This is a genomic window from Larkinella soli (assembly GCF_003703975.1).
In the GTDB taxonomy this organism is placed as follows: Bacteria; Bacteroidota; Bacteroidia; order Cytophagales; family Spirosomataceae; genus Larkinella; species Larkinella soli.
Window position 1 is genome coordinate 17530 of sequence record NZ_QTJY01000003.1, and the last position, 15623, is coordinate 33152.

A 15623-nucleotide genomic window follows, 5' to 3' on the forward strand; every position below is an offset into this window, starting at 1 on the left:
TTATTCAGAAACCGGAGCTTCCTGCTTCCGGGTCCTGACGAAGAAGCGCTCCAGCAGCCAGGCAATACCGATGACCAGTACACAGCCGATCACGTTCAGCCACAGGAAGGCCGTCAGTTCGGCCAACCAGCACCAGACCACCAGCCCTTCGGAAACGATGGCGGCCCAGAAGGTGGCCCGGCCGCCGATGGACCGCAGGTAAAAAGCCACCAGAAAAATACCCAGAATCACGCCGTAAAATAACGAACCGAGAATGTTGACGGCTTCGATCATGCTGCCGAGCCGGTTGGCGAACTGGGCCACAAAAATGCAGAAGACGCCCCAGAGGACGGTCATGACCCGCGACGCTTTCAAATAATGTCCGTCGGAGCGGTCCTTCCGGTAAAGCCGTTTGTAAATATCCACCACCGACGTGGAAGCCAGTGAGTTATAGGCGGAAGCGATCGACCCCATCGAAGCACTGAAGATCACCGCGATCAGAAGGCCGATCAGTCCGTGGGGCAAATAATCGAGCACGAAGCGCAGGAACACATAGTTGACGTCGCTGGTATCCCCCGCCGGGTTGTTCTTTTTGATCAGATCGACGACCTGCCCCTTAATTTCCTTTGCTTTCTCATCAGCCTGCCGAATGGCCGAACGGGATTGCTCGACCACCCCTTCGTTGTTTTCACTCAGGGCTTTTTCGAGCGTCAGAACCGACTGACGCCGGTCCGCGGCCACGCGGGTATGTTCCTGCTCCAGTTGCCGGTACTGGCCGGCATACTGGCTTTTCAGCAGTTGGTCCGTTTCTACTTTATTGAAAAAGACGGGGGCCGGATTGAACTGGTAAAAAACAAATACCAGCGCCCCGACGAGCAGAATCAGAAACTGCATCGGCACTTTCAGCATACCGTTGGCCAGCAATCCGATCCGGCTCTGCCCCACCGAGTTCCCGGTCAGATACCGCCCCACCTGCGACTGGTCGGTTCCGAAATAGGAAAGCTGAAGGAAAAAACCGCCGATCAGGCCGGACCAAAGGTTATACCGGCTGTCGGGGTCGAAGTGTAAATCGATGGTATTCAGCCGCCCGGCTTTTCCGGCCACCTGCAGAGCCCCGGCAAAGCCCACATCCTCCGGCAGGAGATGAACCGTCATCCAGCCGGCCAGGAACATTGCGAGCGTAACGATGAGCATCTGCTGGAGGTGCGTATAGGAAATCGCCCTGGTGCCGCCCGTGACGGTGTAAATCAGCACGATACCGCCCATGACGATATTGGTGTAATAGATATTCCAGCCCAGAATGGTCGACAGAATGATGGCCGGGGCATAGATGGAAAGCCCCGTCGACAGGCCCCGCTGGATCAGAAACAGCAGGGCGGTAAAGACCCGGACCCGGGCGTCGAAGCGGGATTCGAGGTATTCGTAGGCCGTAAAGACCCTCAATTTATGGAAGATGGGAACGAACGTAATCGCCAGCACGACCATCGCCAGCGGCAGGCCGAAGTAAAACTGCACGAACCGCATGCCGTCCGTAAACGCCTGACCGGGAGCCGACAGGAAAGTAATGGCGCTGGCCTGCGTGGCCATCACCGACAGGCAGACGTGGTACCAGGGCAGCGACTGGTCCGCCAGCAGGTAGTCGTCCATACTTCGGTTGCCCCGGCTCCGCACGACCCCATAAATCGTAATCAGGGCCACCGTGCCGACCAGAACCAGCCAATCCAGAGTACTCATGAAAAGTAATTCATAAACCAGTAAAACAAAATGATTTCCAGGAGCAGGCTGCCGATCACCAAAGCATACAGCATGCCCCAGGACCGGGCAAAAGGAGGCAACTCAGGGTCACGTTTAGACATCAGGGTTCAGCGGGTTGGGATGAGATTCGGCCGGCTTATAATCCGGCAACGAAAATAGATAAAACTCAGGTATACAAACCGCCCATCATCTTATAAAAATTATCCCATCTTTTTTTTGAATTATTCAACAATAACCCTAGTTTTCAGCGCTCTCATAAAACAAAAATTCAATAGCCGAGGAATTACGATGGAAGAACCGTCAGTACCGATTTCGGAAAGGCAATTGTTCGGACTGGATGGAAAAGTGGCCCTGGTCACCGGCGCCAGCAAAGGCATCGGGGAAGAAATTGCCCGGCTGTACGCCCGGTTCGGGGCCCGCGTCGTCGTCAGCAGCCGCCGGCAGAGCAGTGTCGAACTGGTGGCGGCCGGCATCCGGAAAGCAGGTGGGGAAGCCACCGGAATTGCCGCCCACATCGGCGACTCGGACCAGCTCCGCCACCTCGTCGACCGGACCGTGGCCCTCTACGGCGGAATCGATATTCTGGTCAACAACGCGGCCACCAACCCGGTTTTCGGTCCGGCGGTCGACTGCAGCAGCGTGGCTTTCGACAAGATCATGCAGGTCAATGTCAAGGCGGCTTTCGAACTGGCGAAAATGGTGTTCCCGGTGATGAAAAAACAGGGACGCGGCAGCATCATCATGATGAGCAGCATCGCCGGCCAGACGCCGGACCCCGGCCTGGGCATCTACAGCGTCAGCAAGGCCGCCCTGAACATGCTGACCAAAGTTCTGGCCCGGGAGTGGGGCCCCGACGGCATCCGGGTCAACGCCATCTGCCCCGGCCTGATCAAAACAAAGTTCAGCCAGGCCCTCTGGGACGACGAAGCCATTCTGGGCCGGTTCGTCAACCACCTTCCGATACCGCGCATGGGGAGCGTGGAGGAAATTAGCCCGCTGGCGCTGTTTCTGGCCTCGGAAGCCTCCTCTTATTGCACCGGCAGCTTCTTTTATGCCGACGGCGGAACCAACATCTAACCGGCCCCCGGCTCAACGGACAGCCAGAATCTTAAACTCCGTCCGCCGGTTTTTCTGGTGCATTTCCTCCGGACATTCGACGCCGTCGGTACAGCCGTTTACGATTTCATCTTCCCCGAAACCGCGGGCGGAAAGCCGGGCGGGTTCGATTCCTTTGGAGATCAGGTAATCGACGGCGGCCCGGGCCCGGTTGGCCGACAGGCGCAGGTTGTAGGTATCACTGGCCCGGCTGTCGGTATGGGAGCGCAGTTCGATCTTCATGCCCGGATTCTTTCTCATCAGGTCGGCCACGCGGTCGAGTTCACCGGCGGCATCCGGGCGGATGAAGAACTTGTCGAAGTCGTAATAAATACTTTTCAGTTCGAAGACGTCGCCCTCCCCGTAAATTCCCTGCCGACTTTCGATCACCGCCGGCTTTTTACCTGATTTCATTTTTGGAATCCGCTCACGGCTGGAAGTGTACCGGTTTTTCTGAGTCGTCAGCGTGTAGGGCGAACCGGGTTTCATCTCAAATTCGTAGCGGCCGTCCGGCCCCGTGACCACCTTCTGCTCCGACTGGTCCTTCTCATTCCGCAGGGTTACGGTCACCCCGTCCGCCGGCCGCTGATTGACCTCAGTATTGACGGTGCCCCGGACCAGGGTATTGTCACTTTTTTCCAGATAAATGGAGACGGTCAGGACCGGCTTTTCGGATTGGGTGAGCGTCGAAAACCGGACACTGTTGGCCGCATAGCCTTCCTTGATCGCCCGAAATTCATAGTCGACGCTGGCATCGATGCAGAAGCCGGTTTTGCCGTCGGGGTCGGTTAGGCGGAGATCCTGATTGACGCCGGCCTTGACCACGCGGACATCGGCCAGGGGAACCGGCCGGCTCGTTTTGGCATCGAAGACATAGAGATTGAGCTGCTTACAGGTCCGCCGGAAGCCGTACAGATTGTCGTCGTTCAGGCCCCGTTTTCGGTTACTGCTGAAAAACCCGGTCGACCGGGTTCCGTCGGTAATCAGCCCGAAATCATCTTTTTCGGAATTGATCGGATACCCCAGATTCCGGACCGGCTGAAAAGCCACTCCTTCCCTCAGCTCGGCGTAGAACAGGTCCAGCCCGCCCAGCCCTTCATGCCCGTCGGAAGCGAAGTAGAGGTTGCCTTTTTCATCGGCGAAAGGAAACATTTCGTTGCCTTCCGTATTGATGTCCCGACCCATGTTAACAGGTGTCGACCAGGTCCCGTCGCGGTATTCGACGACGTAGACATCGGTCCCGCCGAAGCCGCCCGGCATGTCGGACACGAAGTAAAGCCGGGTGTTGTCGGGAGACAGAGCCGGATGCCCGACCGAATAGTCATTGCTGCAGAACGGCAGTTCCCCGACCGTTTTCCAGCCGTTGCCGCTCGTTTCGGCGAGGTAGAGTTTGAGCCGCCGGACCCCGTCGTCCCCTTTCCCGTCTTTCCCCCGGCCGGAGTTATTCCGGGTGAAGATCATCCGGGTCTGGTCCCGGAAAAACGTCATCGGCCCCTCGTGGTATTTGGTGTTGAGCGTCCGGCTGAACACTTCGGTTTTCGACAGTTTTAGTTCCCCGGCCGGTTCGTTGCCGGCGGTTTCCGTCACGGCATTACCTCCACCCAGTGAGGCCGGTCGATCGGCGGCCGCCGGTATTTTCCGCAGTTCGGCCGTATCGGGATGGACGTACAGGTCCAGGAACGGGGTCTGGTTCCAGTTAAAAACCCGTTTGACCACCCCGGTTTCGTCCCGGGCGGAAACGAAAACCAGACCGTTTTTAAAATACATGGGACTGAAATCAGCCTGTCGGGAGTTGATGGGCAGGTACTCGACCCGGTAGGAGGACGAATCCTGAAAAAACTGGTTCATGTCCATGTAGGAAACCGTGAACCGGCGGCCCCGGAGGTCTTCCTTCTGCTTTTCTCCGTAGCGGGCGTACATCTTCTGCGATTCGCGGTATTTGCCGTTGGCGGCCAGGGCCTGCGCATAATACAGATAGTTCCGGGCGTCGGTTTCGGGGTAATTCCGGACCAGTTCTTCGAAAACCCGCTCGGCATTCCGGGTATCCTGCATCGCCCGGTAGCAATATCCAAGGCGGGCCATCGCTTCCTGAACGCCCACGGTATCACGGTGCTTTTCTTCGTTCAGAAATGCTTCATACGAACGGGCGGCATTCAGGTAGCTAAGCTGGTCGAACAGCCTGTGGGCCGCCTTCAGCCGCTGACTCTGGGCCTGAACGGCCGGATGAAGACAAAAAACCAGGAAGAAAATGAGTAACAACGGTATCGCTTTCATGATAGAATCGGGAATCCATAGCCGCAAAGAAACAAAGCGGATGCCAAATTTGCTTGTACACGGGATTAAATTTTTGAATGATGGGTGTTTGAATGGTTGAATGATGCGTTGCCCTGTTTGTGGCCGGTTCCGGCGAATCGGATCATAGGCCGGAAGGAGGGTCCGTTGCCTCTATCCGTAGAACGCTACGGGTCTGGGCCGTCAGCCGGAAGGGATGGGCCGGCCGGTACCCGACAAGCCAGGCAATGTCCTCCCCCGACAGCAGGACGACGGCCCTTCGGCGTTCGCTCAGAGGAATTTTCCGGTTTGTAAAAAAATCGCCGACCTGCTGGCTTCCCGAAAGGCCCAGCGGCCGGAAACGATCACCGGCCTGCCAGGGCCGAACGACCAGCGGCCAGCGGATCCGGTCGGCATCCAGGCAGGCGATGCGGGGGTCGGCCGGAATCAGGAAATCCGCGGGTTTTTCGAAAATCCGGAACCTCAGAATCAGGCCATTGGGCAACGGGACCGGATCGGAAGGCAGCGTGGAGAGGGGAATCTGAAAAGATTCGGCGGCTTTGAGTGGACTGATAACCAGATGGATACGATCGCGAAGCACTTCATGGGTGTCCGAAAAAAACCGCTGGCCGAACGACGCTCCCATGACTGCATCCCGGATGGGACCGGACTGGACGTACTGAAACCCGAACGGACGCAGCCACTCCGAAAGCCTGAAAGCCCATTCGGGTTGGGCCCGGAGCCGGTCGATGGAAAGATAGATGCTCTCCGCCCTCTCCTCCCGGCATTCCTCCCACGACCGCTGGATTTCCAAGTTCACCAGCGCTTCCGCCGACCGAAGCCTGGCCAGCGTAGCCGCCAGGGTCTCCCTGAGGTTCGGGTTCATTTCGTGCAGACGGGGCAAAACCTGGTGCCGAAGGCGGTTTCGGGCGTAGTCGTCCGTCTGGTTGGAACGGTCTTCCCGCCAGGCAAGCTCCTGCCGGCGAACATAGCTCTCGATGTCAGACCGGCTCGCAAACCAGAGCGGCCGGATGATGCGTCCCTGCCGGACCGGGATTCCGCGCAGACCGGCCAGCCCCGTGCCGCGTACCAGATTCAGCAAAATGGTTTCCAGCACGTCATCCTGGTGGTGAGCCGTCGCAATCCGGTCATAGCCGTGTTCCTGTGCCGTTTGCTCAAACCAGTCGTAGCGAAGCCGGCGGGCCGCCATCTGGACGGACAGGCCGTTCTGCTCCGCGAAGAACCGGGTTTCAAACCGGACGGAATGGAACGGGACCCCGTGCCGGCCGGCCAACTCCCTGACGAACAGCTCGTCTTCATCGGACTCTTCTCCCCGAAGCCGGAAGTTCACGTGGGCAATTCCATACCGGAATCCGGCGGCCCGGAACAGGTCGGCCATGACCACGGAATCAACTCCCCCGCTGACCGCCAACAGAATGCAATCAGTTTGCGAAAAAAGTTGTTCACTGTTAATAAATGCTAAAAACGACTGCCGCATCGGGGGGAAACAGGCCGAAGCCTTACTTTTGTGGTTTGGAACTGGACCGGCGGAACCAGGCGGGGCCGGGAACCGCTGCAAATAAATCAATGTCCGTCGTTTGCGGCCGAAAGCGGAGTTCATATTTTTTTCCTATGCATCGCAACCCTTTGAATACTTTGAGCGTCTTTATCAACAGAATGATTCACAGGCTGGTGTTTCTGCTGGCGATGATTCCGGCCGGGTATGTATCGGCCCAGGTCGGGCAGCCGCAGACCGGCGGGCCGGGTGAAATCGTGTTGCTGAAACGGGCCGACAAACTCGAAGGGATGCAGTCCGGGGCGGAGGAGGTCCGAAAGCTGACCGGCAACGTGCTGCTGCAGCAGAAAGGGGTTCTGATGTACTGCAACCTGGCGATCCAGAACCTGACGACGAACGTCATCGAAGCGTACGGCAACGTCAGGATCGTGCAGGGCGATACGCTTAGTGTGAAGGGCGATACGATGTTTTATTACGGGGCTACCCGGCAGGCCAACGTCCGGGGCCGTTCGGTGGTGCTGAAAGACCGGAAAATGACCCTGACCACCCGGCGGCTCGATTACGACCTGGCGTCCGGCATTGCCCATTACCCCGACCGGGGCCGCATCGTCGACCGGGAAAACATTCTGACCAGCCGGGAGGGATATTACGATACGCGAACCAAACTGTTTACCTTCCGGGAAAACGTCCGGCTGGTAAATCCGAAATACACGATGACGGCCGATTCGCTGCTGTACAACTCGTTCAGCAAGATCGCCACCTTCCAGGGACCGACCAGAATCGTCAGTAAGGACGGCACCCTGATCGCCCGGGAAGGGGAATACAACACGGTCAGCCGCCTGTCGAATTTCAACCGGCGCGCGACCATCGAAACGGAAAGTTACACGCTCACCGGCGATACGCTGCTGGGCAATAATGCGAGTGATTTTTATACGGCCCGGGGCAACGTGGTTCTGTTCGCCAAAAAAGACCGGACTACTTTGCTCGGCGATTTTGGAAGATACAACCGGAAGGCGGGCGTGGCCCGGATGACCGGCCATGCGGTGGTGAAAAGTCTGGTCAGCAACGACACGCTGTTCATGCGGGCGGACACCCTCTGGTCGTTCGAATTTCAGAATTCGAATAAACCGAAAGGGGAATTGCAGCGCCGGCTGATCGGGCAGAAAAACGTCCTGGTTTATAAAAACGATTTGCAGAGTAAGTGTGATTCCATCGTGTACGAAACCGCTGATTCGACGATATTCTTTTTCAAGGATCCGGTGGTCTGGAGTACCAATTACCAGATGGAAGCGGACTCGATGACGGCGAAAATGAAGAACAACCGGATCCATACGATGTTCCTCCGAAGCCGGTCGTTCGTCATTTCGCAGGATACGGTCCAGAATTATAACCAGGTGAAAGGAAGGGTTCTGACGGCCTATTTCGCGTACGACAAAAAACAGGATCGCTCCGACATCGACCATGTGGTGGTGGAGGGCAACGGCGAGAGCATTTATTTCGCGGTCGACGATAAAAACAAACTGGTCGGGATGAACCGGGTTCTGTGCAGTAAAATGACGATCCGGTTTGCCGACCGCAAGGTGAAGAAGATCAGTTTTTACGGCCAGCCGGACTCGAAACTGATCCCCCCTCAGGAGCTGAAGGGAAGCGACAAACAGCTCGAGGGGTTCAACTGGCGGCAGGCCGAACGTCCGACAAAGGCACGGGTTCTCGGACAGCCGGAGATGAAGGCTCCTGAAAAACCGACGGCCGCGTCCGGTAATTCAATAAAAATCAATGCTTCGGCTAAACCTTTGGGAGTGAAAGAAGTTCTAATCGATAAAAAACAGAAGTAATAGCAATTTTTTGAGGAAGCGGTCGTTGACTTTCTCGTTTTTTTAAATAGGTTTGTGATGGGGTACTGTATCCACCCTGAATCTGGATGAATTCATATGAAACAATCTGTACGTCTATATTTTTGGTTCACCGGCCTTGCGCTCCTGCTTTCCCAGAATATTCTGGCGCAAAGCGACAGCGGAAAGACCAAAAGCCGGCTTGAACTGGGCCAGAAGCCCTCGGCCACCACGGGGCGGGTCATCCACTCCCGGAACTTCCCGTTCCTGAAACACCCGACCGTCTCCGGAATCGACCGGCCGGTTTCCGTCCAGAAAAACGACGCCATCAACCAATATTACCGGAACCAGATGCTGAACGGCACGGCATCCAAACCGGCAGTCCGTTCCAACTCCGTCGAGACCGGTGCGCCGGTAGCCGTCGAGGCCCGCCAGCAGTCGGCCGAAGATGCCGCCCGCATGAAAGCCGACGACCGGATGTTTGCCAACGAACGCATCACCGTTTCGAATATTTACCCCAATCCGGCCAACGACTTCGCCGAAATCGATTATCAGATCGCCGGCAGTGTCAAGGACGCCAAACTGACCTTCTACAACGTGCTGGGCGCGCCGGTAGCCGAATACGGCCTCGATAAAAACGAACGGAAAATCCGGATTGCCACCCGCGAAATGAACTCCGGAATGTATCTCTACCAACTGTCGCTGGACGGTAAAAAGGTAGCCACCAAAAAACTGATGGTCAGCCATCAGTAAGCAGACACCGCTTCGAACAGGCAGCAGACCGTTTTCGTTTGCTGCTTTTTTTATGTCCTTTCCTCCCGGAAACCTTTCCCGGCAGAGCGGGGAGGCACTATTTAAAACCGGCTTTCGTTACTCATATACAGATTTTTATTAATTTTGCATTCTTATGCAGCATCGTTGGAAAGCAGGAACGTTTGCGGTTGCACTGCTGGTTTTGTTGGCGTCGTGCAGCCCTTTTCAGAAATTACAGAAAAAGGGCACGGATGAGGAGAAATACCAGGCTGCCGTAAGCTATTTCAAGAAGGGCGAATTTTATAAGGCCGGTATTCTGTTCGAGGAGCTGATTCCGATCCTGAAAGGAAGTACGGAATCGGAAATGGCTCAGTTCTACCGCGCCCACTGCGAATATCAGCAGCAGAACTACCAGCTTTCGGCCTTCCATTTCAAACAGTTTTACGAGACGTTTGCCCGAAGCGATTTCGCCCAGGAAGCGATGTATTTCTACGCCCTGTCGTTATATAAGGATTCTCCAATCTATAACCTCGACCAGTCGAACACGCTGACGGCGATGTCCGCCCTGCAGGATTTCATCAACGCCTATCCGCAAAGCCCCTTCCGGGAGGAATGTACCAAATACATCAACGACCTCCGCGACAAACTGGAGCTGAAAGCTTACGAAAAAGCCAAGCTGTATTACAAGACCAGTGCGGCCAACATCGCCAACTACCGCTCGGCGGTGGTGTCGATCAACAACTTCCAGCGCGAGTACCCGGATTCGAAATACAACGAGGAACTGGCCTATTTGAAAGTCGACGCCCAGTATAATCTGGCGAAAAACAGCTTCACCGACAAGCTGAAGGAACGGCATCAGGAGGTGGTCAACTACTACCAGACCTTTATCGACAAGTACGGCACCAGTTCCTACGCCAAGCGGGCCGAACGCATGTATGAGGACAGCCGCAAGGAACTCGAACGAATCCTGAACGAGGAAAAGGAAAAACAGAACCAGCAACAACAGCAGAAGCCGGGCAAAGTTACCGCGACGGCTTCCAACCAATAAAAGGCCGCCGGTCAGGCCGGGAAGGGAACCTATCGGACCCCGCCGGCTGTTGACCTCAGGCCCTAAATAGCAATCACTATGGCAAACAATCCTTCTTTAATTACGCGCGACACGGACAAAATTGCGGCCGCTACCGGAAACCTCTACGAATCGGTTTCCGTCATCTCGAAGCGGGCTCGCCAGATCTCGACCAAGATGAAGGAAGAACTCAGCAACAAACTGTCTGAGTTTGCATCGGCGGTCGATAACCTGGAGGAAGTGTTCGAAAACCGCGAACAGATCGAAATTTCAAAATACTACGAGCGGCTGCCGAAGCCGACCACCGTCGCCACCGACGAATTTCTGGAAAGCAAACTCCAGTGGCGGTATGTCGACGAAGATTCGACCAACTCCCTGTAATTTTCAGGTACACGATTTTTAACGCAAAGGGCACTATGCCGGCGAGGAATCCGCAAATTAAAACTTTGCCGGAGCGCCGAATGCAGAGCTCCCTTTGCGTTTTTTCTTTCCACCGAATTTCGTCGACCGTATGTCCATTCTGGCCGGAAAAAAAATCCTCCTGGGGGTAACAGGCAGCATTGCCGCCTATAAAGCCGCCTTACTGACCCGCCTTCTGGTCAGGGCCGGTGCGGAGGTGCAGGTCGTGATGACCAGAGCCGCTCAGGATTTCATTACGCCCCTGACGCTGGCTACCCTGTCCAAACGGCCGGTCCTGATCGAATTTGTGAAGGACGAAACCGGAAGCTGGAACAACCATGTCGAACTCGGGCTCTGGGCCGACCTGATCGTGATTGCCCCGGTTTCGGCCCACACGCTGGCGAAACTGGCGAACGGGTTCTGCGACGACCTCCTGTCGGCGGTTTATCTATCGGCCCGCTGCCCCGTGTATCTGGCTCCGGCCATGGATCTCGACATGTATCGCCATCCGGCCACGCTCGACAACCTTCGCCGGCTGCAATCCTTCGGCAACCACCTGATTCAGGCCGAACACGGCGAACTGGCGAGCGGGCTGGTCGGCGAAGGCCGCCTGGCCGAGCCGGAGCATATCCTGGCCGAACTGGAACGCCACTTCCGGCACCGGCCAGTTTTCCGCCATAAACGGGTGCTGATCACGGCCGGCCCCACCCAGGAGCCGATCGACCCGGTGCGGTTTGTCAGCAATCATTCGACCGGAAAGATGGGGTATGCCATCGCGAACGTATTCGCCCAGGCCGGAGCCGAAGTGACCCTGGTCAGCGGACCGACGCAGCTTCCGGTTCCGGACCCGACCGTGCGCCGGATTGCCGTTCGATCCGCCCGGGAAATGTTTGAAGCCGCCGAACCGGAGTTCGGCCGGGCGGACATCGTCATTCTGGCTGCGGCCGTGGCGGACTACACGCCGGCCCATCCGGCCGATCAGAAGATCAAGAAAAAAGAAGCCGAATTTTCGCTGGAAATGACGAAAACCGTCGACATCGCGGCTACGTTCGGCAGTCGGAAACGGCCGGGACAGATCATGATCGGGTTTGCCCTCGAAACCAACGATGAAGTGAACAATGCCCTCGGAAAACTCCGGGCCAAGAACCTGGATTTCATCGTCCTGAACTCCCTTCGGGACCCGGGTGCCGGGTTCGGACACGATACGAACAAAATTACCGTTATTGACAAAGAAGAACGGATTTATCAATTTGATCTGAAGTCGAAAGACGAAGTGGCCGCAGATTTGCTTAAGCTCGTGGAAGAACAGATTTCTCAGGCATGAAATTTCAATCATTTTATACGGCCGTCGCCCTGATGCTGGGCCTGTGCCTCGGCACCGCCCGGGCGCAGGAACTCAATTGCCAGGTGACGGTCAACTTCAACCAGGCCCAGTCCACCCAGGTCACGGACCAGCAGCTATTCCCCCAGTTGCAAAGCTTTATTTCCGATTTCATGAATAACCGGCGCTGGACGAACGACGCCTTCAACCCGGAGGAACGGATCAACTGCAAGTTGGTCATCGACATTCTGAAAGTGCCCTCCCAGAACTATTACGAAGGCCGGGCCCAGGTGATCGTCACCCGTCCGGTGTTCGGCACCAACTATGAATCCCTGACGCACCGGTACATCGATCAGTCTTTCAACTTCTCCTACCGCCTGAACGACCCGATGTATTTCAACGAGAATGCCTACAGCAGCGAACTGACTTCCCTCCTCGCGTTTCACGCACTGGTGATTCTCGGGACCGACTATAATTCGTTCGGGAAACAGGGCGGCAAGCTTTTCTTTCAGCGGGCCTACAACGTCATGACGCTGGCGAGCCAGAGCGTGCAGGGGGGCGGCTGGGGCGCCCAGGGCGACCTCCGCAACCGGTACTGGCTGATCGAGAACCTGCAGAGTCAGCAGTTCGTGCCGTATCACGAAGCCCAGTACGTCTACCACCGCCAGGCACTCGATAACTTCATCACCAATCCCGTCGGCTCCCGTCAGCAGGTTCTGGACGTTCTTTCGACCATCCGGCAGGTGAGCCAGCAGCGTCCCAACTCCATCGCCATCAACATCTTTTTCGACGCCAAGGGAGAGGAATTGTTCAACATCATGAACGAAGGATCGCGCGATGAACGCCAGAAAGCCTTCAACCTCCTGTCGGCGCTCGATCCTGCCAAGACCGAACTTTATCGCAGATTGCTCCGATAGCCCGAAAGACGGTTTCCATCGAACAGGAACCGAATCGACGGGGACCGGATGAGGAAAACGTCGGATTCGCCCGCCTGAACGTTCCGACACCGATACCGGTGGAAAGCCTGCGTATTCAGGTCGATCCGGCCAGGACCGGGTTGGTGCATTCCCTCTCCTTGCGACGAATTGTGAAATGTCGTGCCCCCGTACCGAATATCCTGAGAAGGTGCGTAAATTTGCCGCCGGTCGGGGCAGGCCACCGCTCCTGAGGGCATCTTACCCTGCTTAGCTATTTCATGGGGAAACGCTTAATTCGCATCCGGACTACCCAGCTTCCGGAACTGGTCGCCGGCTTTACCGGGTCGGAGGTAAATCTCGTCCTGGTCGACGGAAGAACACTTCACGGCCGCCTGACCCGCGTTCAGGACGATGAACTCCATCTGGTCGACTCCATCGGACACCGTCATACGGTATCGTTCGAGGCCGTGGATGAACTGATTACGGATGAGAAATCATCCTTCTGACACAAAAATTTTTCTAACCGTTTGGGTGGTCGGAGCGGAAACCCCAACGCAGTCGGCGTTGTTATTCGAATAGAGGACTTCCTGTATGCTTTCGCATTTACTAATCAAGAATTACGCCCTGATCGAACAATTGGAAATGGCTCCGGATACCACCCTGAACATCATCACGGGGGAGACGGGTGCCGGTAAAAGCATCATGCTGGGTGCCATCGGTCTTCTGCTGGGCCACCGGGCGGATACCAAAGTGCTGTATAATCCGGACGAAAAATGCGTCATCGAAGGCTCTTTCAGCGTGTCGGGCTACTTTATCGAGAACCTGTTCGATGAGGAAGACCTCGATTATGATTCGACCTGCGTGGTTCGGCGGGAAATCAGCCCGAGCGGAAAATCCCGGGCCTTCGTCAACGATACGCCGGTCAATCTGGAAACCCTCCGGCGGGTGACCAGCCAGTTGATGGACATCCATTCGCAGCATGATTCCATTCTGCTCGGATCGAACGAATACCAGTTACAGATCGTAGACACTTACGCCCAGAACGACGAACTGCTCCGTCAATACCGCTCCGACTATCAGGCGTTTCGCGGCAGGGAAGATGCCCTGAACCAGCTTCTGGCCGAGGCAGCGACCATGAAGAAAGAGTTCGACTACAATAATTTTCTGTTCGAGGAACTCAGCAAATTGCAGCTGGAAGCCGACGAGCAGGAGCAGCTGGAACAGGAACTGACCGTTCTTGAAAATGCCGAGGACATCCGGGAACGGCTCCAGTTATCGTACGATTACCTCGACAATGCCGAGCAGTCGGTGGTGGTATTCCTGAAAAATGTGGTCAGCAACCTGAATTACGTCAGCCGGCTTTCCGACCAGTTCAGCCCCCTGCGCGACCGCGCCCAGAGTGCCCTGATCGAACTCCGGGACCTTGCCGGGGAGATCAGCAATGAAGAGGACCTGATAGAGACGAACGACACCCGGGCCGAAACCATCCGGGAACGGCTCAATCTGATTTATAATCTCCAGACCAAGCACGGCGTCAAAACGATTGCCGAACTGCTGGAAATCCAGGCCGACCTGGCCAAAAAAGTCGGGAAGGTGCTGAATCTGGATGAAGAACTCGCCGAAGCCCGCCGGCAAACCGAAGAAGCCCGGCAGACGCTGAACCACAGTGCCGAAGTCCTGTCGGATTCCCGTCGGAAGGTGCTGATGCTGATCGAGAAACAGGTGGGCGACCTGCTGGTCGACCTGGGGATGCCGAATGCATCGATGCAGATTCAGCAGCAAACCGGCAAGCCGACCAACAACGGCATCGACACCATCTCGTTCCTGTTCAGCGCCAACAAAGGCGTCAAACTCCAGCAACTGAAAAATGTGGCCTCCGGCGGGGAATTCTCCCGGCTGATGATGGCGATCAAGTATATCCTGGCCAGCAAACGCTCGCTGCCGACCATTATTTTTGATGAAATCGACACCGGGGTTTCCGGCGAAATCGCTATCAAGATGGGTAATATGATGCGGGATATGGCGCACAGCCACCAGATTATCGCCATCACGCACCTGCACCAGATTGCCGCCCAGGGGAAAGCCCATTACTTTGTTTATAAGGACCATTCCGGAAATAAAACCGTCAGCCGGGTCAAGAAGCTCAATTTCAACGAACGGGTTCAGGAAATCGCCCAGATGATCGGCGGCAATAACCCTTCGGCGAGCGTGCTGAAAAACGCCCGGGAACTACTGTCTCAGAAAGTATAGTTTCAAGATCATGAAAAACCGTAACCTGTTCCTCTCCTTTTCCCTGCTGGCCGGACTGCTGGCCGCCGGTTGTCAGAACGCCGAAAAAGCCGGCACGAACGAGGTCGATGCCCTGCGCGATTCCGTGATGGCCGTCCATGATGAAGTAATGCCCCGAATGGAGGAAATGATGGAACTCCGGTCCAGGATCAGCAGCCGGATCGATAGCCTTTCCAAACTGAAACCGGCCTCCTCCGACCTTGAAGGCCGCCAAAAGGACGGCGTTGACGCCAATCTGGCCCTGAAGGAAGCGGACAGCCTGATGATGTCCTGGATGAATCATTATAAATCCGACACGTTCAAGGTGCTGGACGCCGGGCAGGCGAAGGCTTATCTGGATCATGAGATGGAGAAAATTTCAGTGGTCAGAGAGAAAATGAACACGAGCATCGACCAGGCCAAAAAGTACCTTCAGCAAAAATGAATTGAG

At 56.1% G+C, this 15623-nt stretch carries 13 protein-coding genes; 10 read left to right on the forward strand and 3 right to left on the reverse strand.

Going from position 1 to position 15623, the window contains the following annotated elements:
* A complete protein-coding gene (locus DX909_RS09655) occupies positions 1 to 1713 on the reverse strand; it encodes a sodium:solute symporter family protein (RefSeq protein WP_128544967.1) in 1713 nt (570 codons plus the stop codon).
* A 309-nt stretch (positions 1714 to 2022) separates the two neighbouring features.
* Between DX909_RS09655 and DX909_RS09660 the strand changes: the two genes are divergently transcribed.
* The gene (locus DX909_RS09660; protein WP_128544968.1) at positions 2023 to 2811 is read left to right on the forward strand and encodes an SDR family NAD(P)-dependent oxidoreductase; all 789 of its coding nucleotides are present in this window, start codon (positions 2023 to 2025) and stop codon (positions 2809 to 2811) included.
* 12 nt (positions 2812 to 2823) lie between these two features.
* Here the strand turns inward: DX909_RS09660 and DX909_RS09665 are convergent, their stop codons facing one another.
* Positions 2824 to 5103: an OmpA family protein gene (locus DX909_RS09665; protein ID WP_128544969.1), complete on the reverse strand. Its 2280-nt coding sequence runs from the start codon at positions 5101 to 5103 to the stop codon at positions 2824 to 2826.
* A 142-nt stretch (positions 5104 to 5245) separates the two neighbouring features.
* Complete coding sequence (tilS, locus tag DX909_RS09670; RefSeq protein WP_128544970.1) at positions 5246 to 6721, reverse strand: tRNA lysidine(34) synthetase TilS; 1476 nt, start codon at positions 6719 to 6721, stop codon at positions 5246 to 5248.
* 56 nt (positions 6722 to 6777) lie between these two features.
* Between tilS and DX909_RS09675 the strand changes: the two genes are divergently transcribed.
* The 9 genes from DX909_RS09675 (at position 6778) to DX909_RS09715 (ending at position 15617) form a co-directional block, all read left to right on the forward strand.
* A complete protein-coding gene (locus tag DX909_RS09675) occupies positions 6778 to 8451 on the forward strand; it encodes an OstA-like protein (protein WP_128544971.1) in 1674 nt (557 codons plus the stop codon).
* Between the two features lie 96 nt (positions 8452 to 8547).
* Positions 8548 to 9201, forward strand: coding sequence for a T9SS type A sorting domain-containing protein (locus tag DX909_RS09680; RefSeq protein ID WP_128544972.1), 654 nt, complete (start codon positions 8548 to 8550; stop codon positions 9199 to 9201).
* 154 nt (positions 9202 to 9355) lie between these two features.
* Complete coding sequence (locus tag DX909_RS09685) at positions 9356 to 10249, forward strand: outer membrane protein assembly factor BamD (protein WP_128544973.1); 894 nt, start codon at positions 9356 to 9358, stop codon at positions 10247 to 10249.
* A 78-nt stretch (positions 10250 to 10327) separates the two neighbouring features.
* Positions 10328 to 10648: a DNA-directed RNA polymerase subunit omega gene (locus DX909_RS09690; protein ID WP_128544974.1), complete on the forward strand. Its 321-nt coding sequence runs from the start codon at positions 10328 to 10330 to the stop codon at positions 10646 to 10648.
* 130 nt (positions 10649 to 10778) lie between these two features.
* Positions 10779 to 11990 carry a bifunctional phosphopantothenoylcysteine decarboxylase/phosphopantothenate--cysteine ligase CoaBC gene (coaBC, locus tag DX909_RS09695; protein WP_128544975.1) on the forward strand — a complete coding sequence of 404 codons (1212 nt, stop codon included), beginning with the start codon at positions 10779 to 10781 and terminating at the stop codon, positions 11988 to 11990.
* The gene (porD, locus tag DX909_RS09700; protein WP_128544976.1) at positions 11987 to 12904 is read left to right on the forward strand and encodes a type IX secretion system protein PorD; all 918 of its coding nucleotides are present in this window, start codon (positions 11987 to 11989) and stop codon (positions 12902 to 12904) included. Before coaBC ends, porD begins: the two co-directional genes overlap by 4 nt.
* Before the next feature lie 278 nt (positions 12905 to 13182).
* Complete coding sequence (locus DX909_RS09705) at positions 13183 to 13410, forward strand: LSm family protein (protein ID WP_128544977.1); 228 nt, start codon at positions 13183 to 13185, stop codon at positions 13408 to 13410.
* A gap of 85 nt (positions 13411 to 13495) precedes the next feature.
* Positions 13496 to 15154 carry a DNA repair protein RecN gene (gene recN, locus DX909_RS09710; protein ID WP_128544978.1) on the forward strand — a complete coding sequence of 553 codons (1659 nt, stop codon included), beginning with the start codon at positions 13496 to 13498 and terminating at the stop codon, positions 15152 to 15154.
* Positions 15155 to 15164: 10 nt separating this feature from the next.
* Positions 15165 to 15617, forward strand: coding sequence for a hypothetical protein (locus DX909_RS09715; protein WP_128544979.1), 453 nt, complete (start codon positions 15165 to 15167; stop codon positions 15615 to 15617).
* The last annotated feature ends 6 nt before the right edge of the window (positions 15618 to 15623 follow it).

What these genes read in the sequence shown, in the direction of transcription:
- DX909_RS09655 (WP_128544967.1), bottom strand. Translation starts at nt 1,713, where the DNA reads ATGAGTACTCTGGATTGGCTGGTTCTGGTCGGCACGGTGGCCCTGATT.
- DX909_RS09660 (WP_128544968.1), top strand. Translation starts at nt 2,023, where the DNA reads ATGGAAGAACCGTCAGTACCGATTTCGGAAAGGCAATTGTTCGGACTG.
- DX909_RS09665 (WP_128544969.1), bottom strand. Translation starts at nt 5,103, where the DNA reads ATGAAAGCGATACCGTTGTTACTCATTTTCTTCCTGGTTTTTTGTCTT.
- tilS (WP_128544970.1), bottom strand. Translation starts at nt 6,721, where the DNA reads ATGAACTCCGCTTTCGGCCGCAAACGACGGACATTGATTTATTTGCAG.
- DX909_RS09675 (WP_128544971.1), top strand. Translation starts at nt 6,778, where the DNA reads ATGATTCACAGGCTGGTGTTTCTGCTGGCGATGATTCCGGCCGGGTAT.
- DX909_RS09680 (WP_128544972.1), top strand. Translation starts at nt 8,548, where the DNA reads ATGAAACAATCTGTACGTCTATATTTTTGGTTCACCGGCCTTGCGCTC.
- DX909_RS09685 (WP_128544973.1), top strand. Translation starts at nt 9,356, where the DNA reads ATGCAGCATCGTTGGAAAGCAGGAACGTTTGCGGTTGCACTGCTGGTT.
- DX909_RS09690 (WP_128544974.1), top strand. Translation starts at nt 10,328, where the DNA reads ATGGCAAACAATCCTTCTTTAATTACGCGCGACACGGACAAAATTGCG.
- coaBC (WP_128544975.1), top strand. Translation starts at nt 10,779, where the DNA reads ATGTCCATTCTGGCCGGAAAAAAAATCCTCCTGGGGGTAACAGGCAGC.
- porD (WP_128544976.1), top strand. Translation starts at nt 11,987, where the DNA reads ATGAAATTTCAATCATTTTATACGGCCGTCGCCCTGATGCTGGGCCTG.
- DX909_RS09705 (WP_128544977.1), top strand. Translation starts at nt 13,183, where the DNA reads ATGGGGAAACGCTTAATTCGCATCCGGACTACCCAGCTTCCGGAACTG.
- recN (WP_128544978.1), top strand. Translation starts at nt 13,496, where the DNA reads ATGCTTTCGCATTTACTAATCAAGAATTACGCCCTGATCGAACAATTG.
- DX909_RS09715 (WP_128544979.1), top strand. Translation starts at nt 15,165, where the DNA reads ATGAAAAACCGTAACCTGTTCCTCTCCTTTTCCCTGCTGGCCGGACTG.